The sequence below is a fragment of the Ruegeria sp. HKCCD7296 genome (genome assembly GCF_013110775.1).
In the GTDB taxonomy this organism is placed as follows: Bacteria; Pseudomonadota; Alphaproteobacteria; order Rhodobacterales; family Rhodobacteraceae; genus Ruegeria.
Genome location: NZ_WVRF01000003.1, coordinates 1 through 21,510 on the forward strand (window position 1 = coordinate 1; position 21,510 = coordinate 21,510).

25 protein-coding genes and 1 tRNA gene are annotated in these 21,510 nt (G+C 55.4%); 8 read left to right on the forward strand and 18 right to left on the reverse strand.

From position 1 onward, the window contains the following. The first annotated feature begins 170 nt into the window (after nucleotides 1–170). Nucleotides 171–938 (forward strand): SDR family oxidoreductase, encoded by a 768-nt coding sequence (locus GS632_RS04945; protein WP_171721422.1) that lies wholly within the window; start codon nucleotides 171–173, stop codon nucleotides 936–938. Here the strand turns inward: GS632_RS04945 and GS632_RS04950 are convergent. Beyond that, entirely contained in the window at nucleotides 935–1,804 is an 870-nt protein-coding gene (locus GS632_RS04950; protein WP_171238854.1) for an acyl-CoA thioesterase II, read from the reverse strand. The two genes, GS632_RS04945 and GS632_RS04950, sit on opposite strands and share 4 nt — an antisense overlap. A 52-nt stretch (nucleotides 1,805–1,856) precedes the next feature. Next, nucleotides 1,857–3,089, reverse strand: coding sequence for a serine hydrolase (locus GS632_RS04955; protein ID WP_171238853.1), 1,233 nt, complete (start codon nucleotides 3,087–3,089; stop codon nucleotides 1,857–1,859). A gap of 194 nt (nucleotides 3,090–3,283) precedes the next feature. Between GS632_RS04955 and GS632_RS04960 the strand changes: the two genes are divergently transcribed. Beyond that, a complete protein-coding gene (locus GS632_RS04960; protein WP_171721423.1) occupies nucleotides 3,284–3,895 on the forward strand; it encodes a 2-hydroxychromene-2-carboxylate isomerase in 612 nt (203 codons plus the stop codon). An 18-nt stretch (nucleotides 3,896–3,913) separates the two neighbouring features. On the opposite strand, the gene GS632_RS04965 is transcribed toward GS632_RS04960, so the two are convergent. Both GS632_RS04965 and GS632_RS04970 read right to left on the reverse strand, forming a co-directional pair. After that, a complete protein-coding gene (locus tag GS632_RS04965; RefSeq protein ID WP_171721424.1) occupies nucleotides 3,914–4,948 on the reverse strand; it encodes a phosphotransferase family protein in 1,035 nt (344 codons plus the stop codon). 14 nt (nucleotides 4,949–4,962) lie between these two features. Further along, entirely contained in the window at nucleotides 4,963–5,781 is an 819-nt protein-coding gene (locus GS632_RS04970; RefSeq protein WP_171238850.1) for an SDR family oxidoreductase, read from the reverse strand. A 149-nt stretch (nucleotides 5,782–5,930) separates the two neighbouring features. Here GS632_RS04970 and GS632_RS04975 point away from each other — a divergent pair, with 149 nt between their 5' ends. The 3 genes from GS632_RS04975 (at nucleotide 5,931) to GS632_RS04985 (ending at nucleotide 8,257) form a co-directional block, all read left to right on the forward strand. After that, a complete protein-coding gene (locus GS632_RS04975) occupies nucleotides 5,931–6,926 on the forward strand; it encodes an NADPH:quinone oxidoreductase family protein (RefSeq protein ID WP_171238849.1) in 996 nt (331 codons plus the stop codon). A gap of 129 nt (nucleotides 6,927–7,055) precedes the next feature. Then, nucleotides 7,056–7,505: a type II 3-dehydroquinate dehydratase gene (aroQ, locus tag GS632_RS04980; RefSeq protein ID WP_171238848.1), complete on the forward strand. Its 450-nt coding sequence runs from the start codon at nucleotides 7,056–7,058 to the stop codon at nucleotides 7,503–7,505. Next, nucleotides 7,502–8,257, forward strand: a complete 756-nt coding sequence (locus tag GS632_RS04985; protein WP_171173992.1) for an autoinducer binding domain-containing protein — start codon at nucleotides 7,502–7,504, stop codon at nucleotides 8,255–8,257. Before aroQ ends, GS632_RS04985 begins: the two co-directional genes overlap by 4 nt. Nucleotides 8,258–8,636: 379 nt before the next feature. Here GS632_RS04985 and tsf read toward each other — a convergent pair whose 3' ends face one another. The 5 genes from tsf to GS632_RS05010 form a co-directional block, all read right to left on the reverse strand. Next, nucleotides 8,637–9,512 carry a translation elongation factor Ts gene (tsf, locus tag GS632_RS04990; protein WP_171238847.1) on the reverse strand — a complete coding sequence of 292 codons (876 nt, stop codon included), beginning with the start codon at nucleotides 9,510–9,512 and terminating at the stop codon, nucleotides 8,637–8,639. Between the two features lie 76 nt (nucleotides 9,513–9,588). Further along, on the reverse strand, nucleotides 9,589–10,380 hold the full coding sequence (gene rpsB / locus GS632_RS04995; RefSeq protein ID WP_171234285.1) for a 30S ribosomal protein S2: 792 nt from the start codon (nucleotides 10,378–10,380) through the stop codon (nucleotides 9,589–9,591). Nucleotides 10,381–10,546: 166 nt separating this feature from the next. Next, nucleotides 10,547–11,383 carry a lysophospholipid acyltransferase family protein gene (locus tag GS632_RS05000; RefSeq protein WP_171238846.1) on the reverse strand — a complete coding sequence of 279 codons (837 nt, stop codon included), beginning with the start codon at nucleotides 11,381–11,383 and terminating at the stop codon, nucleotides 10,547–10,549. Nucleotides 11,384–11,388: 5 nt separating this feature from the next. Further along, nucleotides 11,389–12,144 (reverse strand): GNAT family N-acetyltransferase, encoded by a 756-nt coding sequence (locus GS632_RS05005; RefSeq protein WP_171238845.1) that lies wholly within the window; start codon nucleotides 12,142–12,144, stop codon nucleotides 11,389–11,391. A 103-nt stretch (nucleotides 12,145–12,247) separates the two neighbouring features. After that, nucleotides 12,248–12,430, reverse strand: a complete 183-nt coding sequence (locus GS632_RS05010; RefSeq protein ID WP_050602459.1) for a DUF3553 domain-containing protein — start codon at nucleotides 12,428–12,430, stop codon at nucleotides 12,248–12,250. Between the two features lie 43 nt (nucleotides 12,431–12,473). Here GS632_RS05010 and GS632_RS05015 point away from each other — a divergent pair, with 43 nt between their 5' ends. Continuing rightward, nucleotides 12,474–13,070, forward strand: a complete 597-nt coding sequence (locus GS632_RS05015; protein WP_171721425.1) for a histidine phosphotransferase family protein — start codon at nucleotides 12,474–12,476, stop codon at nucleotides 13,068–13,070. On the opposite strand, the gene GS632_RS05020 is transcribed toward GS632_RS05015, so the two are convergent. The 9 genes from GS632_RS05020 to GS632_RS05060 all read right to left on the reverse strand — a co-directional run bounded on the left by GS632_RS05020 (nucleotide 13,067) and on the right by GS632_RS05060 (nucleotide 20,516). Then, nucleotides 13,067–14,329, reverse strand: a complete 1,263-nt coding sequence (locus tag GS632_RS05020) for a glutamate-5-semialdehyde dehydrogenase (protein ID WP_171721426.1) — start codon at nucleotides 14,327–14,329, stop codon at nucleotides 13,067–13,069. The two genes, GS632_RS05015 and GS632_RS05020, sit on opposite strands and share 4 nt — an antisense overlap. Before the next feature lie 33 nt (nucleotides 14,330–14,362). After that, entirely contained in the window at nucleotides 14,363–15,469 is a 1,107-nt protein-coding gene (proB, locus tag GS632_RS05025) for a glutamate 5-kinase (protein WP_171173981.1), read from the reverse strand. Further along, nucleotides 15,457–16,491, reverse strand: a complete 1,035-nt coding sequence (gene obgE / locus GS632_RS05030; protein WP_171238843.1) for a GTPase ObgE — start codon at nucleotides 16,489–16,491, stop codon at nucleotides 15,457–15,459. The genes proB and obgE overlap by 13 nt, the downstream gene beginning before the upstream one ends. 38 nt (nucleotides 16,492–16,529) lie before the next feature. After that, nucleotides 16,530–17,066: a GNAT family N-acetyltransferase gene (locus GS632_RS05035; protein ID WP_171090081.1), complete on the reverse strand. Its 537-nt coding sequence runs from the start codon at nucleotides 17,064–17,066 to the stop codon at nucleotides 16,530–16,532. Beyond that, nucleotides 17,063–17,671, reverse strand: a complete 609-nt coding sequence (locus GS632_RS05040) for a LysE family translocator (RefSeq protein WP_171173977.1) — start codon at nucleotides 17,669–17,671, stop codon at nucleotides 17,063–17,065. The genes GS632_RS05035 and GS632_RS05040 overlap by 4 nt, the downstream gene beginning before the upstream one ends. 96 nt (nucleotides 17,672–17,767) lie before the next feature. Continuing rightward, nucleotides 17,768–18,037, reverse strand: a complete 270-nt coding sequence (gene rpmA / locus GS632_RS05045) for a 50S ribosomal protein L27 (protein WP_039535512.1) — start codon at nucleotides 18,035–18,037, stop codon at nucleotides 17,768–17,770. 11 nt (nucleotides 18,038–18,048) lie between these two features. Then, the gene (locus GS632_RS05050) at nucleotides 18,049–18,663 is read right to left on the reverse strand and encodes a 50S ribosomal protein L21 (RefSeq protein ID WP_171238841.1); all 615 of its coding nucleotides are present in this window, start codon (nucleotides 18,661–18,663) and stop codon (nucleotides 18,049–18,051) included. Between the two features lie 210 nt (nucleotides 18,664–18,873). Next, entirely contained in the window at nucleotides 18,874–19,674 is an 801-nt protein-coding gene (locus GS632_RS05055) for a DUF2059 domain-containing protein (RefSeq protein WP_171721427.1), read from the reverse strand. After that, nucleotides 19,674–20,516 carry a DUF2059 domain-containing protein gene (locus GS632_RS05060; protein ID WP_171238840.1) on the reverse strand — a complete coding sequence of 281 codons (843 nt, stop codon included), beginning with the start codon at nucleotides 20,514–20,516 and terminating at the stop codon, nucleotides 19,674–19,676. Before GS632_RS05060 ends, GS632_RS05055 begins: the two co-directional genes overlap by 1 nt. A gap of 123 nt (nucleotides 20,517–20,639) precedes the next feature. Between GS632_RS05060 and GS632_RS05065 the strand changes: the two genes are divergently transcribed. Together GS632_RS05065 and GS632_RS05070 are read left to right on the forward strand one after the other, a co-directional pair. Further along, nucleotides 20,640–20,729 (forward strand) — tRNA-Ser (locus GS632_RS05065). Between the two features lie 246 nt (nucleotides 20,730–20,975). Further along, nucleotides 20,976–21,500, forward strand: coding sequence for a hypothetical protein (locus GS632_RS05070; protein WP_171237593.1), 525 nt, complete (start codon nucleotides 20,976–20,978; stop codon nucleotides 21,498–21,500). Nucleotides 21,501–21,510 lie beyond the last annotated feature (10 nt).

The following is a 21,510-nucleotide window of genomic DNA, read 5'->3' on the forward strand; positions in this document are numbered from 1 at the left end:
CTCCTTGCTTTTCAGCAAGATAGGGGATTTGTCGCAACCGAGTTTAGAATGTGCCTGCCTTCTATCCAATTATCGTGTAATCGGTATTATGGTAAATAGTCACTAAGGTTGCTTAACCGTACGCATGTATTCAATGTCTCTGTATTCCAACCAGGCGTACAGGAACGAAAATGGACCTTAGAAACAAAACAGTTGTCGTAACCGGTGCTGCGCATGGCATCGGTCGCGGTCTGGCCGAACGTTTTGCTGATGAAGGTGCGCTGGTCGTGTGTTCCGATGTCGACGACGCCGGCGCGCAATCTGTGGCGGATCAGATCGGTGGCCATGCATTTCCCTGCGATGTGTCCGACGAGGATCAAATTAAAGCACTGATAGAGCTCTCAGAAGACACTGTGGGTCCGATTGATTTGTTTTGCGCAAATGCCGGAATTCTGACGCTTGGCGGATTCGACGTTCCAGATGAAGACTGGGAGCGGATTTGGAAAATCAATGTGATGTCACATGTTTGGACAGCGCGGCATCTGGTTCCACGTATGATCGCTCGCGGTGGCGGATACATTCTGACAACCGCCTCAGCGGCCGGCTTGCTGAACCAACCAGGAGCCGCTCCGTATGCTGTAAGCAAACACGCTGCCGTCGGTTTCGCAGAATGGCTTGCACTGACATACAGATCACAAGGTTTACGGGTCTCGATATTGTGCCCACAAGGTGTCCGGTCAAAAATGACCGAAGGACATGACGTGTCGGTTGCATCCATTGACGGTATGCTTGATCCCAGTGACGTCGCCGAAGCTTGCGTCAGAGCTATTGAGCAAGAACAGTTCTTGGTCCTGCCGCATCCGCAAGTATTGGACTACATGCAGCAAAAATCAGCGGATTATGACAGGTGGTTGTCGGGAATGGATAAACTAAATCAAAAGTTTATCGGCACCTTTTAACCTATTTTCTGAACCCTGCGCATTAACCCTTCCTGAGCCACAGAGGCGATCAACGTTCCGTCCTCGGAATAGATAGAGCCGCGGTTAAAACTTCGTCCCTGCCCCGTCCAGGGCGAATCCATTACATAGAGATGCCAATTCTGAAACTGAACAGGCGCATGAAACCAAAGCGCGTGATCCAGACTTGCGCCGTTGAACTCTCCGGTAAACCAGCTCAATCCATGTGGGCGCAAGCCTGAGGACATGAGGTTCATGTCAGAGGCATAGGCCAGCAATAGGTGCTGCGTAATTGCGTCCGCCGAAGCCGCAGCAGCCATGCGAAACCAGGTTTGGTTCCGATCATCCGACACCTTCGGCGTGAACGGATCCAAATGGTCCACATCGCGCACTTCGATCGGGCGCGCTCGCAACAACTCTCCGCGCAGGCGCTCGGGCACTCGGTCAACATAAGACTGTCGCAATTCGGACCGGGACGGATAGCTTTCCGGCGCGTTCACAGTTGGCATTGGGTGCTGATGTTCCCAACCTTCGTCCTGTACGTGAAACGAAGCTGACATGTTCAGGATCTGCTTGCCGTGCTGAATGGCAACCACGCGGCGGGTTGTAAAGGAACCTCCATCTCGCGCCCTATCAACTTGATAAATAACGGGCTTTTCAGGATCTCCCGGACGAATGAAATACGCATGGAGGGAATGACACAGACGGTCTTCCACAGTTCGATATGCAGCGGCCAGAGCCTGTGCAATGACCTGTCCGCCGAAAATGCGTGTTGGTGTTTCACCCCCGGACCCCGTACCACGGAACAAATCGACTTCGAGTCGTTCAATGTCCAGAAGATCCAGTAAGATGCGTTCTGCTTCGGTCATTTTGTGCTCGCATGATCATTTACTCGACCACGGGGTATCAGGCAGACAGAAATCATTCAATCATGGCCGCATGAACCAGCGCTTTAAGCTCGGCCCGCGATGGGTACGAACTGGATGGCGACAATTGCGTAAAGAAAACGGCTGTCAGGTCATTCTGCCAATCAATCCAGAAGTAGGTCGAGGCCATACCGCCCCAACTGAAATCCCCAATCGAACCGGGTACCCGGACACGTCCGGGGTTCAAAACCACCGACCCCGCCAGGCCAAAGCCCATCCCCTCCATCGGCTGTTCCGCAAAACTTTTTGGACCCATTGATGCGATATCACCCGGTAAGTGATTGCGCATCATGAACTCTACGGTCTTGGATCCAAGCAAACGGTGGCCGTTCCCAGTGCCGCGATTGCGCAGCATATCTGCAAACTTGGCGTAATCATCCAGTGTCGAAACCAGACCGCCGCCGCCTGAAAAAGTCGTCGTGCTATTGAACGGCGATCCGTCATAGCTGTCGACCAATCGCAAGCTGTCGCCGCCCTGATCTGCTGAATTAAGCGCCATCGCGTCCCCTGCCAACGGTGTATAGAGCGATGCAAATCGGTCCCCTGCCCCAAGTGGCACCGAAAACCCGGTCTCACGCATGTCCAGCGGTTCAAATATGTGCTGTTGAAAGAATTGATCCAGCGTCTGACCTGATACCACCTCGATCACACGACCCAGAACATCCGTGCCGACCGAATACTCCCAACGCGCACCGGGCTGAAAGGCCAGAGGAAACCGTGCCAGATCCCGGACGCGATCTTCCAAAAGCCCTTGATCAGGCTTGAAAATAAGATCCTGTTCATCCATGGCTTGGGGCAGAATTCCGGGGTTGAAGGGATAGCTGAAACCACTGGTATGAGTCATCATCTGATGCAAGCTTGGCGATGGAGCGTCTTCCGTCTGCTCCAAAGTTTCAGCCCCTGCAACAAGCGCGTGCATTTCTTTGAATTCAGGAAGGAAATCAGACAGCGGAGCGTCCAGATGAAATAACCCGCGCTCAGCCAGAATCATCAGGGCAACCGATGTGATCGGCTTTGTCATGGAATAGATGCGCACCAGTGTATCGCGTTGAAATGGCAGGTTGACTTCCCGATTGCGCAGACCGCTTGCGTGATAAAAGGCCTCGGACCCGCTTTGCCGCAACAGAAAAGACGACCCTGCGTATTTTCGTTGCTCAACATAGCGGTCCATCCAGGCCCGAATATGATCCAATCGCGACGGATCAAAACTTACGTTTTGGTGGGGCATTCGACCTCTTCCATCTGGTTTCCGTGCTGAGTGTCTCGGTTTAAGGGGCGAGTTAACAGAGATTTTTTTACTAATAGGTAGCTTCCCCGAAGACTTCGGAAGCCCGCGTTGCGATGAAGTGTTAAACTGAGGCTGGCCCGGATTCGAAAGGGCTGACAGAGTCAGGTATCACCAGACCACTGGAAAGGAACACCATGACGCAAAACATAGATTTTGTTTATGATTTTTGCAGCCCAAATGCCTTTTTGGCGCATAAAACGCTGCCAGAGCTTTCGGCACGGTATGATGTTAAGTTCACTTATGTCCCTGTCCTACTACCTATCGTGTTCAAAGCGACCCATAACCAAAGCCCGTTTCAAGCCTTTTCCGAAAACCGCCAGAAAACAGCGTATCTCACGCATGACCTGCACCGCTTTGCGCGTCGGCGTGGATTGAGTTTTCACATGAGTCCGCATTTTCCGATGAACACAAAATTCGCGATGCGCGGCGCGCATTTTGCAAGGGGGAAATCTTGGGAAAGTAAATACATAAGCGCGGTTTTTGATGCGATTTGGGTGCACGGGCAAAAGGTCGATGAGATCGCCGTGCTGATCGACATCTTGCAAGAGAACGAACTGCCCGTTCGCAAAATCCGCGAGGCAATGAGCGATCCTGACGTCAAACAGAACTTGAAAGATCAAACCAAAGCCAACGTGCGACGCGGAGTATTTGGTGTTCCAAGCCTGTTCGTCGGGCCCGAGATGTTCTTTGGCAAGAACAGTCTGCCCAATGTCGAAGTTGAGCTTCTAAGGTCAAACGGCGTGTAAAACCTGTAACTTACAGGTTTATGTGAAAGTGCCGTGAAGCGCTTTCAGACCGTGCTGCGCGAACAGGGGAACATAAGCGCCGTATGCCTTGGCTCGCTCTGGGTCAGAGGCATTTCCATCCAGCGCGCGTTTATAGACACCTTGCAGAATTCCAGCCATGCGAAAGAAATTGAAAGCCAGGTAAAAACCGAAATTTTCAATTCCATCCAAACCGCGCCGGTTGCAGTATTGGGCGACAAAGGCCTGATCACTGGGCAAGCCCAGATTGTCCCGATCAATTCCGGCCAACCCGCGCCCTTGTTTTCCCGGAGGCAACTGCCACTGCATGATCACGGCTGCCAGATCCGCATAGGGATGCCCGATCGTGGACAGTTCCCAATCCAATACGCCGATACAGTTGGCGCTTTCAGCTGCGAACATCAGATTGTCTATACGATAGTCACCGTGCACCAGTGTTCGCTGCCCGTCATCTTGCGGTACAGAGCGTTCAAGCTCGGAGGCCAAGGCATCCATGTCTTCGATCACCGAAGTCTCTGACGCACGATACTGTTTGGTCCAGCGCGAGATCTGACGCTCATAGTAATTGCCTGTCGGCCCATAATCGGACAACCCCACGGCATCGATGTCGACCATGTGCAACTGGGCAAGAACCCTGTTCATCTCATTCATCACGGCCGCGCGCGTTTCGTTGGTTTCGCCCTGCAGCGTTGGTTCGGGAAAAATTCTGCCGTGCAGACGCTCCATCACGTAGAAGGCCGAGCCTATGATGCTGTCGTCCTCGCACAGAAGAAACATCTCGGGCACAGGCACATGGCTGCCTGCCAGCGCGCTTTGAACTCTGAACTCGCGGTCTACGGCATGTGCCGATTTCAGAAGAACGCCAGGTGGCTTTCGCCTTAGCACATAGGTTTTGCCCGGCGTTCTAAGCTCAAATGTTGGATTGGACTGCCCAACTGAAAACTTTGTCGCCTCTAACGGACCTTCGTAACCAGAGAGATTTGCGCTGAGATACCTGTCTACCGCCGCAAGATCCAGATGGATGTCATTGCTCATGGCTTGCCTTCCAGTCACAGGGCTTCTGCAAAGATATTTCCGGCTGTTACCACATTGATTCCACCCGAAACCGGGATCACCGCACCGGTTACGTAGCTGCCGCCACGCCCGCACAGAAACAGCATACATCCTGCAATGTCTTCGTCGCGCCCGACCCGGCCCAATGGAACCGATTTGCCAACCTTTTCGCGTGTACCCTCGTCCGCCGTGGCAAACGCCGTCATACGAGAGACAAACGGTCCCGGCGCCAGCGCGTTAACCGTGATGTGGTATGGCGAAAGCTCTTTGGCCATGATCTTGGTCAGATGCAGAACCGCAGCCTTTGAAGCCGAATAGCTGTACGCTCCGTCCCCCATGGGCACTTCACCCATCACAGACCCCACATTGACTATTCGGGCAGGATCATCGGCCGTTCCCGACTTCATCAGTATAGGCAAAAGCCGTTGGGTCAGCTCGAAAATCCCCGTCACATTGACGGACATCACCTTGCCCCACGCGTCATAAGGAAACTGGCCCAGCGGAGCACCCCACGACACACCGGAGTTATTCATAAGAATATCAAGTCGTTCGGTTCGGTCTTGAATGTCAGAAACAAGGCTGGCGATCCCTTCCTCGCTTCCGATATCTCCGCTAAACCCCTCGGCGCTGCCTGGCGCATCCAATGCGTTCAGTTCAGCGGCCACTTCGGCGCAGGCATCCCCTTTGCGCGACGCGATCAGAACACGCGCCCCCGCCCTGACCAGCGCCTCGGCCGCCATGCGCCCGATCCCTGTCGCACCGCCTGTGACCAGTGCAGTCTTGCCCTCAAGAGAAAACAGGGTTTCTGGCGTCATGATCGTGCTCCTCGTTCTTGTTCGCGCCTGTGAAAGCTTGCTCTGGCCCGCTTAATGCCGTTACGGCAGTCAGCGGTCGTTCACGTTGACAAACCCATGTTCGGCACCAAAACTTCCTAATCACAAGTTACAGGCAGAACAGAGGTCTTATGCAAGCGTTACTCAGCGTCGCACCGGGCGGACCCGAAACACTGAAGCTTACCACCCTGCCCGATCCGCAGCCCGGTAAAGGGCAGCTGTTGGTAGACGTAAAAGCGGCCGGCGTGAACTTCCCGGATACGCTGATCATCCGGGATCTGTATCAGATTAAACCGCCCCGCCCATTTGCACCCGGCGGCGAAATCGCAGGTAAAGTGCTAGCCCTTGGTGAAAACGTCACGGGGTTCAAGATTGGCGACCGCATTTTGGCGCTTACAGGGCATGATGGGTTCGCGACCCACGCAACGATCCGTGCCGACAGCGCCATCAAGATACCTGATGCGATACCGTATGATGAGGCCGCTTGTTTCATTTTCACCTATGGTACGTCCTATCACGCACTGAAGGATCGGGCGAACCTGAAGACTAACGAAACTCTATTGGTTCTGGGGGCATCTGGTGGCGTCGGATCCGCGGCTATCGAACTTGGAAAAGCCATGGGCGCCAAAGTGATAGCCGGCGTCTCTTCTGCCGAAAAGGCCGAGTTTTGTCGCCAGATTGGCGCGGACGAGGTTGTCATCTACCCACGCGACTTGAACAATGACGCGCAGAAAGCCTTTTCAGCCGAGGTCAAGAAGATCGCCGGCCCTAACGTCGTGGATGTGGTGTATGATGCTGTGGGCGGTGCATTGGCTGAACCGTCCTTACGCTGCATGGCCTGGAATGGACGCTATCTTGTGGTCGGTTTTCCCGCAGGTATTCCGCAGATCCCTTTAAACCTTCCGCTTTTGAAGGGCTGTCAAATCGTCGGCGTTTTCTGGGGCGCTTCTGTCTTCCGTGACCCCAAAGGCCATGCCCAGAACGTCGCGGATCTGTTCGCCTTTTATGCTTCAGGACAAATAAAGCCTCGTATCAGCGCGCGGTTCCCACTCGAACGCGCGCATGAGGCGCTCGAGCAGATGTCGCAGCGCGCGGTTCTCGGAAAACTGGTTGTCACAATGGGTTGAGCTGAACGCGAAACAACCACCTTGCGCGAGGGTTTGCACCAAAGTCGCAAATTGGAATTTGTAATGTAATGTCAGGTGGACAATCCGGCCTTTTGCTGTCTATGAACCATTAATGGGGATTTTATAGATATGCATAAAGTTCTGGTATTAAACGGACCTAACCTCAATCTGCTTGGCACACGTCAGCCTGAGGTCTACGGCAGTACGACTTTACATATGATCGAGGAACGCTGCCGTCAGCATGGCGCGTCCGTTGGGCTGGACGTGTCGCATTTGCAGTCCAACCACGAGGGCGTCTTACTTGACGCAATCCATGCCGCGCGCGGTGTGCAGTCTGGACTGATCCTGAATGCGGGCGCTTATACGCACACGTCGATTGCCCTGATGGATGCCATTGCCTCGGTTGAGTTGCCTTTGGTCGAAGTGCACCTGTCCAACATTCATGCCCGCGAACCCTTCAGGCACAAGTCTTATATCGCTCCGGTGGCACTGGGTCAGATTTGTGGTTTCGGCGCCGAGAGCTATATCCTGGCGTTGGACGCGCTGGCCGCGCATTTGAAGGCAGGTGACGCCGTATGACTTTGAAGGAATACCTGCGTTTTGTCAGCTATACCAAAACCATGGAAGACCTGTGGGATGCTCATTGTCGCCAGATGTCCCAGTATGGGTTCGAACGTCTTATCTATGGATATACACTTTACAGAACTGCGACGTCTTTGGGCGATCCCGAAGACTTTGTAATTCTGACCAATCACAAGCGCGCCTATGTCGACGGATTTCTAAAGGACGGCCTGTACTTTCACGCCCCAATGTTGAAATGGGCATTGGACAACGAAGGCGCTGCAAGCTGGAAGATGCTCCAGGACATGAACTCCAGCGGCACTTTGACGAACGAAGAACGCAAAGTGTACGAGTTCAACAAGTCCATGGGCGTTGTGGCTGGCTATACGGTCAGTTTCAACTCGGTGTCCATGCGATCGAAAGGCGCGATTTCCCTTTCGGCCAAAACCGGCTTGAGCCAGGAAGAAATTGACTCGGTCTGGGAAGAGCATGGCGAAGACATTCTGTTGATGAACAACGTCGCACACCTGAAAATTCTTACATTGCCGTTCAACCCGCCAAACCGCGCGCTGACAAAACGACAGCGGGAAGCTTTACAGTGGGTGGGCGATGGCAAGACAACGCAAGACATCGCTTTGCTGATGGGGCTGACATCGGCCACGGTCGAAAAGCACCTGCGACTCGCGCGCGAAGCGTTGTCGGTCGAAACAACGGCGCAAGCCGTTCTCAAGGCATCGCTACACAATCAGATGTTCATAATGGAAGCCTGAACGCTAGATTTTGACGCCATCCCGCGTCAGTTTACCCTAGGTAAGGAAATCAGTACTTTTCAGATCTATCCTAAAAGTTGCAAAGTGAGAGTGTTCCGTGAGTGGTGGCTTTAGCCAGGGAACATTCGATTGGATCTTTGCAATAACAGAGCTCTCCAATCACTCTGACAAAGGGGCGTTTATTCTTCCGCGTACCAGTGTCGGAATTTTGGGGGGCCCCGACCATCCCCATCAAGCGGGGCCCTCCATTTCATTCTCAGACAACAGAAAAACGTTCATCGCGACTGATTTTGCGCGAACAAAAAAGGGTTACGCACAGCGTAACCCTTTCGTTTTGCAGAGATAAGGCCCTCAAGCAGAACCTTTCTCAATAACGTGCTTAGCCTTGAGCGGCTTTGGCAACCTCGGCTGCGAAGTCTTCTTTTTCGACCACGATGCCCTCGCCAACTTCCAGACGGATAAAGCCAGTGATGGTTGCGCCCGCTTCTTTGGCCGCTGCTTCAACGGTCAGGTCAGGGTTCACAACGAACGACTGGTTCAGCAGGGTCGATTCGGCGACGAATTTCTTCATACGGCCTTCGATCATCTTCTCGATCACCTGCTCCGGCTTGCCGGATTCGCGGGCGATGTCCATCTGAACCTGCTTTTCTTTTTCGACAACAGCCGGATCCATGTCGGCCTCAGACAGAGCAGCGGGGTTCACAGCTGCGATGTGCATCGCAACCTGCTTGCCGATGGCTTCGTCGCCGCCCGACAGCGCAACCAGAACGCCGATTTTGCCCATGCCGTTGGTGGCCGCGTTGTGAACGTAGGACACAACGGTGTCGCCCGACAGTTTCGCCATACGACGCACCGACATGTTTTCACCAATGGTGGCGATCTTGTCGGTCAGGGTGTCTGCAACGTTCTTGCCACCCAGATCAGCGGCCAGCAGTGCCTCGACATTGTCGACGCCTTCCGCGGCGTATGCGATCTTGCCAACCATTTCCTGGAACTCAGCGTTCTTCGCAACGAAGTCGGTTTCCGAGTTCACTTCGACAGCAACACCGTTGCCACCGTTCACGTGAACTGCAACCAGACCTTCTGCTGCGGTACGGCCCGATTTCTTGGCCGCTTTGGCCAGGCCCTTGGTGCGCAGCCAGTCAACGGCTTCGTCCATGTTGCCGCCGGTTTCGGTCAGCGCTTTTTTCGCGTCCATCATGCCTGCGCCGGTCGAGTCGCGCAGTTCTTTAACCATTGCTGCTGTGATTGCCATCTTTGGCTCTCCTCAATTCAAACGGAATTGGGGCAGGTCATACCCTGCCCCATATGTCATTTACGTGACGGGCAGCTTACGCTTCGGCAGGTGTTTCTGCTTCGGCGGGGGCTTCTTCTGCAACGGCTTCTTCAACCGGAGCTTCTTCGAAGGCACCCAGATCAACGCCAGCAGCACCCATCTGAGCGGTCATACCGTCCAGAGCGGCACGTGCGGCTAGATCACAGTACAGCGCGATTGCGCGGGCTGCGTCGTCGTTGCCGGGGATGATATAGTCAACGCCGTCGGGCGAGCAGTTGGTGTCGACAACAGCCACAACCGGGATGCCCAGCTTGTTGGCTTCGGCAATGGCCAGCGCTTCTTTCTTGACGTCGATGACGAACAGCAGATCCGGTACGCCGCCCATCTCGCGGATACCGCCCAGCGAAGCTTGCAGCTTGGCCTGGTCACGTTCCATGCCCAGACGCTCTTTCTTGGTCAGGCCTTCGGCGCCCGATTCCATTGCTTCGTCGATCTGGTTCAGACGGTTGATCGACTGGGAAACGGTTTTCCAGTTGGTCAGCGTGCCGCCCAGCCAGCGGTGGTTCATGTAGTACTGAGCCGACTTTTCAGCAGCATCTGCGATCGGCTGAGCTGCCTGACGCTTGGTACCAACGAACAGAACGCGGCCGCCTTTGGCAACGGTGTCACGAACAGCTTGCAGAGCCTGGTCCAGCATCGGAACGGTCTGGGTCAGGTCCATGATGTGGATGCCATTGCGCGAGCCGTAGATAAACGGGCCCATGCGGGGATTCCAACGCTGTGTCTGGTGACCAAAGTGAACGCCAGCTTCCAGCAGCTGACGCATGGAGAACTCGGGAAGAGCCATGCTATTTTCCTTTTCCGGTTTACGCCTGGGCGGGGGTGAAAGAAGCGGATGCTCCAACCGGCGGTCTTGATGAGGATGTCTCCCTCAAAAAGCCCAAACCCCGCCTGCGGGTTTGAATGGCGCGCGTATACGGCAGGTTTGGAAGCAACGCAAGGGCCAATTGCCCTTATTTCTCAAGCAAAGCCAAAGCATGGGCGTGCCTGACGGCATCTTCACAATGCGCTGCCAACGCTTTGCGGTTTTCAAAATCGCTTACCTTTGCCGGAGCGTGATAAATCAGTTCAACAGAACCTTGCCTGTGCGCGCCAAGTGTCTTGAGCAAATGCGGGCCGAACTCCATATCGCCCCACCAGCCGTAAAATCGTTTGGGCTGTCCTTTGGGCGCATGAAAGACGACCGAAACCGGTTGGATATACATGAAGTCGCGCAGCTCATCCGCAAAGAACGCCGCGAAAAGCGTTGTTTTAAATGGCAAAACACGCAATCCATCCGTCGAAGTGCCTTCGGGAAAGAACAGCAGCTTGTGTCCCGCTTTCAGGCGGGTTTCGAACAGTTTGGTCTGTTCTTTGGCTTTTGCACGGTCCCGTTGGATGAACACGGTGCCGGTGGCGCGGGCCAACCATCCGACTCCGGGCCATTTCGCGACTTCGGCCTTCGACACAAAATAGACCCTCTTACGCGCGTTCAGGGCAAAAATGTCCAGCCAAGAGGTATGATTGGCCACCACCGCCCCCTGCTCTTTCATCAACACGCCAGAGGTTCGGAACTCTATGCCGAGTATCCGAAACGCACTGCGGCACACAAATTGCGTGATGAACGGCGTGACGGGTCTGCGCACTCCGCACAACGGATACTCAACCAGTCGAACGGCTAAAAGCAAGAACAAGCCGCCAAAGACCAAAAGGGCAAGGGGCAGCCCGCGTACAAAAACCAAAACCCATCCGACTACTCCAAGTTCGATCGGATCAGGTGCGTCTTCACTGTTCCAAAGCGGGTCGTTCACGGGTGTCAGGCTCCACCGTAGATGCGGCGCTGCCGGTCGTTCATACGAGCAGTGTCGAGGATCAGGCACACATCAGTGGTGTTGAATTTGTGATCGATAAAGGCGCCCTCGCCCACGAAACCGCCAAGTCTCAGGTAAGCTTTGATCAAAGCAGGCACCTGAACCATGGCCGCCCGACGGTCCAAGGCGTCCTTGGCAACCAAATCCATGGATTGAAAAACGTCAGGCTGCGCGCGTACCCGCAATTCGGGCGGGGCCAGATGGTTGTGATGCAACATGGATAAAGGTTGCGCCAGCGTTGCGACATCCGTGCCGTGAAAGCTTGCGACCCCAAACAGCACTTCGATCTCACGCTCGGTAACATAGGCCGCCAGCCCGTTCCAAAGATGATACATGGCAGTGCCGCCACGATAGTCGGGATGCAAACAGGACCGACCAAGCTCCAACAGCTTACGCCCACTGCTTTTCAACACCGTCAGATCATATTCATCTTCTGAATAAAACTGGCCCACTTCCGCGGCACGTTCACCCGGCAACATCCGGTAAACACCAATGATTTCACCAGTGTTGTCGTCATATGCCAACATGTGATCGAAATAGGGATCAAACCGGTCTTTCTCTAACCCTGCCTCGTGATCCACCAAGTCGCCACCACCACCCAGTTCGCGCACGAAGACGTCATAGCGCAGGCGTTGCGCAGCTTTTAACTCCGCCTCGGTCTCGGCCAGCTTGACGGTAAAGGTTGGGCCTGTATCCGGCATAAAGGTGGTATCCGCTTTCTTTTCGCCGCTGATACCTCAGTTGATCAACCGAAGGCAACAACCGGTGGTTTGACCCATGTTGTTAACCTTTCCTAAACCAGTTTCACGGATCAAAGACCGGCATCAGGGCGATGCGCGTTCCGTCGATTACCACTTTCCCCTGCTCGCGAAAGTTCACGGTGATCTTGCCTGCGATGTTGGATTGAACCTGTCCAACGCCCCATTCGGGAAAATCCGGGTGGCGGACAAACATGCCCGGTGCAAGAATGGCATTCATGTCTGTCATGCTGGGCTCCTGAATCCGGCGGCAGATACAGCAGGAGGTACGCATGGGCGCTTCGGACGTCAACCTGGCCGAGTTGATCGGCTCTCGGATCTGCCATGATCTGATCAGCCCAATCGGGGCCATCACCAACGGGCTTGAGCTGTTGGATATGGTTGGCGCTGTGCAAGGCCCCGAGATGGAGCTGATCTCGGGCAGTGTGGGCAGTGCGGGCGCACGTATTCGCTTTTTCCGGGTGGCGTTCGGGTCGGCCAGCGAGCAACCACTTGGGAGAGCCGAAATCACTGAACTGCTCAATGATGTCGAACGCGCAGGTCGTGTGCGGGTCAACTGGAACCTGACCGAACCTGTGCCACGCAATCAGGTCAAACTCGCCTTTTTGGCACTGATGTATTGCGAAAGCGCGATGCCGTTGGGTGGCACCGTCGATATCACAAGTCTGGGCGCGAATTTGACGGTGACCGGCACGGCAGACAAGCTGAACGTGGACGGCGACCTATGGAAAAACGTGGTCACAGGACGTTTTCCAAACAAGCTTACGCCCGCGCAGGTACAGTTTGCCCTGCTGCCGGAAACAGCCAAGGCGATTGGACGGCGCGTCGCGGTAGAAACCACCGCAACGCGCGTTTCGCTCAGGTTTTAAGCCCGGGTCGTTCCGTCCCCACGGACCAGATACTTGAAACTGGTCAGTTGCGCCGCGCCCACCGGGCCGCGCGCATGCATTTTGCCTGTGGCGATCCCGATTTCCGCGCCCATTCCGAACTCACCGCCATCTGCAAACTGGGTGGAGGCATTGTGCATCAGTATCGCACTGTCGAGACGTTCAAAGAAACGGGCCACCGCCGCATCGTCTTCGGTCATGATGCAATCAGTGTGGTTGGACCCAAATTGCTGGATATGCGCAATCGCTGCGTCAATATCTGCCACGGGTTTGGCTGCAATCACGCTATCAAGGAATTCCTTTCCCCAATCGTCTGACGTCGCGGCCTGTGCACCATCTACCGCCAAAGCGCCTTCGGCGTGAACCTCGACTCCAGCGGCCAGCAGCGCCTCGATCACATCGCGCCCCAGTGTTTCAACAACGTCCTGATGGATCAGCAAACATTCGGCGGCCCCGCAGATGCCTGTGCGGCGGGTCTTTGCGTTCAACACAACATCGAGCGTCTTTTGCGGATCAGCAGCTTTGTCGATGTAAATATGAACAATGCCTTCGAGGTGAGCAAAGACCGGCACACGGGCCTCGCGCTGAACCAGACCCACCAGCCCCTTGCCACCGCGCGGAACGATGACATCGACACAGTCGGTCAGGGTCAACAACTCCTGCACCGCCGCGCGATCCCGAGTGGGCACCAGTTGAATGGCGTCCTCGGGCAAGTTGGCCGCTTTCAACCCTTCGACCAGACACGCATGGATCGCGGTCGAGGAATGAAAACTCTCGGACCCACCGCGCAAGATGACAGCGTTGCCGGACTTCAAACACAGAGCACCGGCATCAGCAGTCACGTTGGGACGGCTCTCATAGATCACGCCAATGACGCCCAAAGGTGTACGGACCCGCTGAATTTTCAATCCAGTGGGGCGCTCCCATTCAGCCAGAACTTCGCCCACCGGGTCCGCCTGATCCGCTACGGTGCGCAGCCCGTCGACCATGCCCTGAATACGGGCCTCATCCAGCATCAGCCGATCCATCATCGCCGGGCTCAGGCCCTTTTCACGGCCAAACTCCAGATCTTTTTGGTTCTCTTCGATTATCTTCGCACGATTGGCCCAAACCGCATCCGCAGCGGCAATCAAGGCAGCGTGTTTACGCTCGGCGCTTGCAAAAGCCAGATCACGCGATGCGTCTTTGGCGCGTTTCCCAAGATCGGCCATCAATGCGGGAATGTTGTCGAAATCTTTCATATCGCGTGCCTTTCAGGTCATCTTTTACAGTGCTTACAGGGCCAGATCATCCCGATGGATCAAAGCTGCGCGACCCGGGTACCCCAAAGTCGCTTCAATTTCAGACGACTTGCGCCCCTTGATCGCGTCGGCTTCCTGCGCGGTATAGCGGCTGATCCCTTGCGCCAATCGGCGGGCATTTGGATCAAGAACGGCAACAGGGTCACCGCGCCCGAAATCGCCAGTAACTTCTAGAATACCCGCAGGCAGCAGGCTTTTGCCATTGGCCAGAGCGTTGGCAGCCCCGTCATCCACGGTGATCTCTCCGCGTGGTTTCATCGCAGATATCCAACGTTTGCGGGCTGCATGCGGGTCCAAGGTGGCAGTAAACCAGGTTGAACTTGCTCCATTTTCAAGCATTTTCAAGGGGTTCAAAACCGATCCTTCAGTGATGGCCATTGTGCAGCCACCTGCGGTGGCCATCTTGGCGGCCATCAGTTTTGTCTTCATCCCGCCCTTGGACAGGCCTGAGCCCGCATCGCCTGCCATGGCCTCAATCTCGGGCGTAATGCGATCAATTTTCTCGAAGCGCGTGGCCGAGGAATCCTCGCTCGGATTGCCCGAATAGAACCCGTCTACATCGGACAGCAGAATCAGTTGATCGGCCCCAACCGTCACTGCAATCTGAGCGGCCAGGCGATCATTGTCACCATAACGGATTTCGTCCGTAGCAACGGTGTCGTTTTCGTTCACGATCGGAACCACACCAAGGTTCAACAAGGTCTTCAATGTGGCACGTGAGTTCAGATAGCGGCGGCGGTTCTCGCTGTCTTCCAGCGTCACAAGCACCTGCGCCGTCGTTATCTGGTGCGGCGTCAAAGCCTCCTCATAGGCCCGCGCCAGACGGATCTGTCCCACTGCGGCAGCCGCCTGTGATTTCTCCAGAGGCAACGTAGCCATCGGCAAGCCCAGCACACCGCGACCCAACGCAATCGATCCGGAAGAGACCAGGATTACATCTGTCCCCTGCCCCTTAAGCCAGGCCACGTCCTGCGCCAACGAGTTCAACCAGTCAGACCGAAGCAACCCGGTATCGCGATCCACCAACAAAGCAGATCCGATTTTTACAACAAGACGGCGGGCTGAGGTCAGGGTTGCCAAGGCTGCGCCTCCTCAGCGGGTTTCCGGCGCACGCGATTGTCGTCAATCTGTGCCCTCAACGCACGCAGAACCTCGGTCACGCCTAGATGCGCGACGCCCGACATGGTCATGACAGGGCCACCCACGGCCTCTTCCAGTTCGGCTTTGACCAGTTCACGCTCTTCATCGTCCAGAGCATCGACCTTGTTCAATACGGTGATCCGGGGTTTTTCAGCCAGCTCACCGCCATATGCTTCGAGCTCGTGAATAATAGTCCGGTAATCGTCAGCGACTGATTCAGAGGTACCATCAACCAGATGCAACAGTACGGCACAGCGTTCAACGTGGCCAAGGAACCGGTCCCCGATGCCACGCCCTTCATGTGCGCCTTCGATCAGGCCGGGAATGTCGGCGACCACGAATTCAACGTTGTCGACCCCAACAACACCCAGATTGGGGTGCAGCGTGGTGAAGGGATAATCCGCAATCTTCGGGCGCGCATTCGATGTGGCTGCCAGAAAGGTCGACTTGCCCGCATTGGGCATACCCAGCAACCCCACATCCGCGATCAGCTTGAGCCGCAGCCAGATGGTTCTGTCGATACCGGCCTGTCCCGGATTAGCCCGGCGTGGTGCCTGATTGGTAGCGGACTTGAAATGCAGGTTTCCGAAACCGCCATTGCCGCCCTTGGCCAGCAGAACCCGTTGCCCAACTTCGGTCAGATCACAGATTACGGTTTCTTCGTCTTCATCCAGAATTTCGGTACCAACGGGCACGCGCAGAAGGATATCGTCTCCGTCCTTACCGGTACGCTGCTGGCCCCGGCCTGGCTGGCCATTCTTAGCAAAGAAATGCTGCTGATACCGAAAGTCGATCAGGGTGTTCAACCCGTCCACAACTTCAGCCCACACAGACCCGCCTTTGCCGCCGTCCCCGCCATCAGGTCCGCCGTATTCGATGTATTTTTCGCGTCGGAAGCTGACGCAGCCGCTACCGCCGGCCCCGGACCGGATGTAGACCTTTGCAAGATCGAGAAATTTCATGGTCTGTCCCCTACTGCAAAGGCCCCATCGGCCACAAGTCAGAGTTTTTTACTGTATGTCCAGGTGGGCACATTCGCATCACGCGCCACCGAATAGCTTTCCGCATCGCCCAGATACTGGAATCCGCAATGGGTCAGCACCCGAGCCGAGGCGGGATTGTCCTGAAAAACACTGGCAAACATGGTCGCGTTCTGCAGAGGGTTGGCATTGACCAATGCTTCAACGGCCAAAGATGCAATGCCCGTGTTCCAATAAATAGGCGCAACCCAATATCCAACCTCGGACTGGTTCCGATCCAGTCGTTTCAGTGTGATCAGACCGATCAGTTCCGGGCCACCGTCTTTTATTGCATCCATAACCCAAACATCTTCGTCCCGGTCTTCTGCCATCGAACGCGTCACAAAAGCCTCGGTCGAGCCGGGCGCCAGCGGGTGCGCGATGCTTGTGGTCATGCGTGCCACGCGCTCGTCCCCCGCGTAGTGCTCGATCAGTCCCATGTCCGAACGGCGCAGCGGGCGCAGATCGAACCGCTCGGTTTCTATGACCGGCTGATTTATTATTGCTTCAAGCTTCATTGGTGTGTTCCTCCTCCGAACAACACAAAAAGGACGGACGCAACCGTAAGCCCGGCCAACGTCCACATTAGATATTTTTCCGCAGGGCGACCTTCAACCGCATGAGCAATTCTATCGCCTGCGAAGGTCCAGATCGGGTGCAAGACGACCTGGCAGATAAACAAACAAAGAGCGATCGTGAACGTTGCGTCCAAACTGGACGTGCCAGCCGCGACGAAACCAGTAAACCCAGCAATGATCATGGCCCAGGCCTTGGGGTTCAGCGGATGCACGATCAGTCCGGCCCAAAAACCCGGCACCGAACCACTTGCTCCATTTCGCGACAAGCGAAGATTGGCGATCTTCCAGGCCAACCAGCACACATAACCAGCAGAGGCGTATTTCAGCGCGGAAAACACAAAGGGCGCTTGTTCCGCAATTTGCATGAGACCAAAACCCACCGGCCAGATAATCAACTGCTTGCCTAGCACGACACCTGCAACAAACGGCAGGGCCGCCCGGAAACCATAGCGCGCACCTGTTCCCAGCAGAACCATATTGGCCGGTCCCGGCGTGCCCACCTGTGAGGCGGCGAAGATTAGAAAACTGGTGGTTGCGACGGGCATCGGTTTTTTGGGATCACAACTGCGTTAAAACGAAAAAGGGACCGGCATTTTCTGCCGGTCCCCCATGAATTTTTTATTAACCTTCTGGGTCTCGGCTTACTCTGCGGCCTCCGCCACTGGCAGGACCGAAATGAAGGTGCGGTTTTTGAGTCCCTTATGGAACTTCACGGCGCCATCGGTGGTTGCAAAGATGGTGTGATCTTTGCCCATGCCTACGCCTTCGCCCGGCCAGAACTTAGTGCCGCGCTGACGTACGATGATGTTGCCTGCGATGGCTGCCTGGCCACCATACAGTTTCACGCCAAGGCGGCGACCAGCTGAGTCGCGACCGTTACGGGAGGAACCGCCAGCTTTTTTATGTGCCATTCTCTCTCTCCTTAGCCTTGAGCCAGCTCTTTGGCTTGCTCAACCCATTCGGGTTTCACTTTGATGGTGTCGATAGCAGCAATCTGCTCGTCCGACAAGGCGGCCAGAGCGGCAAAGCTCTCGATACCGGCCTCAACCAGCTTTTTGGCGGCGGCAGGACCGACACCGTTCAGCTTGGTCAGATCGTCAGCGGCAGCAGCAGCGGCGGGTGCCTCTGCTTTGGCTTCAACTTTCTTGGCAGGCTTTGCGGCAGGGGCTGCTTCGCCAGCCGGTGCCGAACCGGTTGCAGCTTTGATGCCCGACTTGTCAGCGCCCGACGACAGGATGTCGGTGATCTTGACCAGTGTCAGTTTCTGACGGTGGCCAACGGTACGCTTCGAGCTGTGCTTACGACGGCGCTTGACGAATTTGATGACCTTGTCACCTTTGATCTGTTCGATCACTTCGGCCTGTACGCCCGCGCCTTCAACGAAAGGTGCACCAACAACCGGAGCGTCGCCGCCCAGCATCAGAACATCGTTGAATTGAACTTTTTCACCTGCGTCGGCAGCCAGTTTTTCAACGCGGAGCACATCGCCCGCCTGAACCTTGTACTGCTTGCCGCCAGTCTTGAGGACCGCAAACATGCGTCTTTCCTTTTCATACCCGCGTTCTGTGGTCCCCTTTTCGGGTGTTGCTGGCTTAAGCCACCTCGAACAGCGCGCCCTTCTCGGGCTGTGTGACTGACCCTTTCGACATATCTTAAGGGTCAAATAATAACGATACCCGGCGCGGATGACCGGCCGGGATGCGCGCTTATCCATAGAATAGGCGGGAAAGTCAACACCAAAGCAGCATCACAACTCAGAGGCCCTGAGAGTGCGCGCAACCGCTTGCCCCAATTGGTAAGAAATATCGTTGAACATGCGGTCAAAGCCCTCAAAAAGCGCGTCGTTCAGAGCTTGCCCAGTTTCCGTTCTTGAAAAGGCGATGTTCTCACGCATCTGCGCCTCGTCCAACGGACGATAGGCCAGCAACAAAAACGCATAAAGCCAGGCTTCGGTGTCTTCGGTCCGGCTGTCCTTTTGCGACAAAAGCTCGGCCAACAGGCCCTGCGTGTCGGCGCTTGAATCAACATCAAGCCCGCGAAAAAAGTTGTAGTCCGATGTCAAAGAGCCCTGAACGTTCTTTTCAATCAGTTCGTTCACTTCGATATATTCCTCGACCAAAGCAAACCTAGCTGTTGCGCGCTCGGTTGCTGCAAACGCATCACGGGCCATTTCTTCGATCGTGGGATCCGACATGGCCTGGCGGGCCGAGTTTTCAAGCGTCACTATGGTCCGACCAAGGTCGCTTTCAAAAAACACAATGGCCTGATCAAGTTGCGTGTCCGACATGCCGGTCTCAAACGCTTCGGTCAAATGGTCCTGCATCCAGATCTGGTCATAGATGTCTTGCACTTGGGCCTCAAAGAACGCACCCCCCGCATTGTTCAAAAGCGTTTCATCGAGATTTTTTCGGTGCTCCTGTCCTTCAAGCACCAAAATCTCCATCACCTCAGCCAAATGCATTGCCTGCGCCAACCGATCGATCTTTTCGTTAGCCGATGCAGGCAATCCTAAAACGGCAAGGGCCAAAGCAAGCAAAAGACGCCGCATCAAATATCCTGAGCGGGATGCAGATCAGCCATCCGCGCGGCAAGAACCTCGAAGCGCCGGGCCATGATCTCGAATTGAATGACATTCAAAAGCTCATAGACTTCCTGCATCAAGGGCTGTTCCAGCGCTTCGACATATGCGTTGACATCCTCGTCCGAAAAGTCCTGGTACGTATAAGCCGCGCCTGCAAGGCTGGAGAGTTGCAGAGACTGGCGCATCGCAGGTTCATTTCTTTTCAATAGCTCCCGCAAGCCTTCCGCATCCGTCTGCAATTCGATCACGCCCGATGCGCTGGCGGCCAGAAGGAAGCGCAGCTGTATTTCCTGCCACGCCCGAAGCGCTGTGCCGGTCGAATCAATCGCCGCATTCATACGCTTGAAGCTTTCGACCCTCTGAGACCCGTCCTTGATCAAATCCGAAATGATCTGCTGGCCTTCCAATTGCTTGGCCTCGTCGTCTTCATTCATGTGCGAGTCGTTTTCGACCGCAACCAGACGCTGCCCCAGATCGGACGCGTAGAATTCAACCGCATGTGCCAAGGCCTCATCGGTTAGCGTTTCCTCAAGAATGGAAACAGCCGTCTCATGCATGGCATCGACATCGAATACTTCATCTGTCAGGCGCGCCCAATCCGAGCCGAACCCGTCCGGGTCAATGCCAAGCATCTCAGGCGCAGAACGAGAGCTGAGCGTGATGCTTTCCAGCGCCACATCAAATCCGGTTGTGGTCAGAAACGCCTCGATCCGGTCCCGGTTGGCCGCAAACAGGGGCGCGACTGCCAAAACAAGCGCCAAGGCCGCCAAGAAAAGCAGAGATGTTATGCGATGTGCAAGCTGTGTCATGCCAATTAGAGTAGGCGTTTTCCGCCCGCAGGCAACGGAAAAACCCGGCTTTGACAGTTTCTGGAATTTTCTGCTTGCACCCCTGCCCGTTCCTTACTAAATCCCCCCCTCACAGACCCCCGCGGAGAGGTGCCGGAGTGGTCGAACGGGGCGGTCTCGAAAACCGTTGTGGGTGCAAGCCCACCCAGGGTTCGAATCCCTGTCTCTCCGCCACTCCCCGGCTTGGCCTTGAATTCAAAAGTTGTGCAGAGAATTGCTCTGGCTTTTAGTGGGGCAAGCGGATGGCTGCGCAATTGCAATGCGCGATTTCCCAAAGCAGCGTGATGTTGCCGTATGCAAAGCCTTGTATCAGCGTAGGCTGGCTCAAACCTCTATTCTGCTGAGAATTCAAAGGAATTCCCCTTTGTCATTGCGTTAGTCTTCAGGCATCCCGGCGACACAAATTCAAAGGAGATTCATATGTCGCGCACTCTTATTTTGGCCGTCATCATCGCTGTATTCGGCGTTGGCGGCTACTATTACCTCAACCAACCCGAACCTACTCCGGCAGAGCGTTTGCAAACAGCCGCAGAGGAAGCTGGCGATGCCTTGGCCGACGCTGCCTCTGACGCTCAGGACGCTGTGGCCGACGCCGTTGACACCGCAACCGAACAAGCTTCTGAGGCGGCTGCATCAGTGGCCGATCAGGCAGCCGAAGCGGCATCGTCGGTCGCGGATCAGGCGTCAGAAGCTGCGCAACAGGCGGGCGATCAGGTCGCCGCGCTGACCGATCAGGGGCAGGAGTTGCTGAATTCCTGGATTCAGGAAGGCAAGCTAAACCCAGCCAATTTCGACTATGACGGGATCATGGCTTCGCTGGAAGAAAGCACTCTGGCGGCCGACCTGAAAAAGCAGGCGATCCAGATCGTAAACGATATCAAAGCGTCGCCTGAGACCATCGCTCAGAAAATCCAGGAACTGACCAACCTGTTGACACAACAATAAAATACTTGGG

Coding starts and splice junctions, on each gene's coding strand:
- GS632_RS04955 (WP_171238853.1), bottom strand. CDS start 3,089: ATGCCCCACCAAAACGTAAGTTTTGATCCGTCGCGATTGGATCATATT.
- GS632_RS04950 (WP_171238854.1), bottom strand. CDS start 1,804: ATGACCGAAGCAGAACGCATCTTACTGGATCTTCTGGACATTGAACGA.
- GS632_RS05040 (WP_171173977.1), bottom strand. CDS start 17,671: ATGCCCGTCGCAACCACCAGTTTTCTAATCTTCGCCGCCTCACAGGTG.
- rpmA (WP_039535512.1), bottom strand. CDS start 18,037: ATGGCACATAAAAAAGCTGGCGGTTCCTCCCGTAACGGTCGCGACTCA.
- GS632_RS04945 (WP_171721422.1), top strand. CDS start 171: ATGGACCTTAGAAACAAAACAGTTGTCGTAACCGGTGCTGCGCATGGC.
- GS632_RS05055 (WP_171721427.1), bottom strand. CDS start 19,674: ATGCGGCGTCTTTTGCTTGCTTTGGCCCTTGCCGTTTTAGGATTGCCT.
- GS632_RS05050 (WP_171238841.1), bottom strand. CDS start 18,663: ATGTTTGCGGTCCTCAAGACTGGCGGCAAGCAGTACAAGGTTCAGGCG.
- aroQ (WP_171238848.1), top strand. CDS start 7,056: ATGCATAAAGTTCTGGTATTAAACGGACCTAACCTCAATCTGCTTGGC.
- GS632_RS04970 (WP_171238850.1), bottom strand. CDS start 5,781: ATGACGCCAGAAACCCTGTTTTCTCTTGAGGGCAAGACTGCACTGGTC.
- GS632_RS04965 (WP_171721424.1), bottom strand. CDS start 4,948: ATGAGCAATGACATCCATCTGGATCTTGCGGCGGTAGACAGGTATCTC.
- GS632_RS04985 (WP_171173992.1), top strand. CDS start 7,502: ATGACTTTGAAGGAATACCTGCGTTTTGTCAGCTATACCAAAACCATG.
- GS632_RS05010 (WP_050602459.1), bottom strand. CDS start 12,430: ATGACAGACATGAATGCCATTCTTGCACCGGGCATGTTTGTCCGCCAC.
- obgE (WP_171238843.1), bottom strand. CDS start 16,491: ATGAAATTTCTCGATCTTGCAAAGGTCTACATCCGGTCCGGGGCCGGC.
- GS632_RS05005 (WP_171238845.1), bottom strand. CDS start 12,144: ATGCCGGATACAGGCCCAACCTTTACCGTCAAGCTGGCCGAGACCGAG.
- GS632_RS04960 (WP_171721423.1), top strand. CDS start 3,284: ATGACGCAAAACATAGATTTTGTTTATGATTTTTGCAGCCCAAATGCC.
- GS632_RS04975 (WP_171238849.1), top strand. CDS start 5,931: ATGCAAGCGTTACTCAGCGTCGCACCGGGCGGACCCGAAACACTGAAG.
- GS632_RS05060 (WP_171238840.1), bottom strand. CDS start 20,516: ATGACACAGCTTGCACATCGCATAACATCTCTGCTTTTCTTGGCGGCC.
- GS632_RS05020 (WP_171721426.1), bottom strand. CDS start 14,329: ATGAAAGATTTCGACAACATTCCCGCATTGATGGCCGATCTTGGGAAA.
- rpsB (WP_171234285.1), bottom strand. CDS start 10,380: ATGGCTCTTCCCGAGTTCTCCATGCGTCAGCTGCTGGAAGCTGGCGTT.
- tsf (WP_171238847.1), bottom strand. CDS start 9,512: ATGGCAATCACAGCAGCAATGGTTAAAGAACTGCGCGACTCGACCGGC.
- GS632_RS05015 (WP_171721425.1), top strand. CDS start 12,474: ATGGGCGCTTCGGACGTCAACCTGGCCGAGTTGATCGGCTCTCGGATC.
- GS632_RS05035 (WP_171090081.1), bottom strand. CDS start 17,066: ATGAAGCTTGAAGCAATAATAAATCAGCCGGTCATAGAAACCGAGCGG.
- GS632_RS05070 (WP_171237593.1), top strand. CDS start 20,976: ATGTCGCGCACTCTTATTTTGGCCGTCATCATCGCTGTATTCGGCGTT.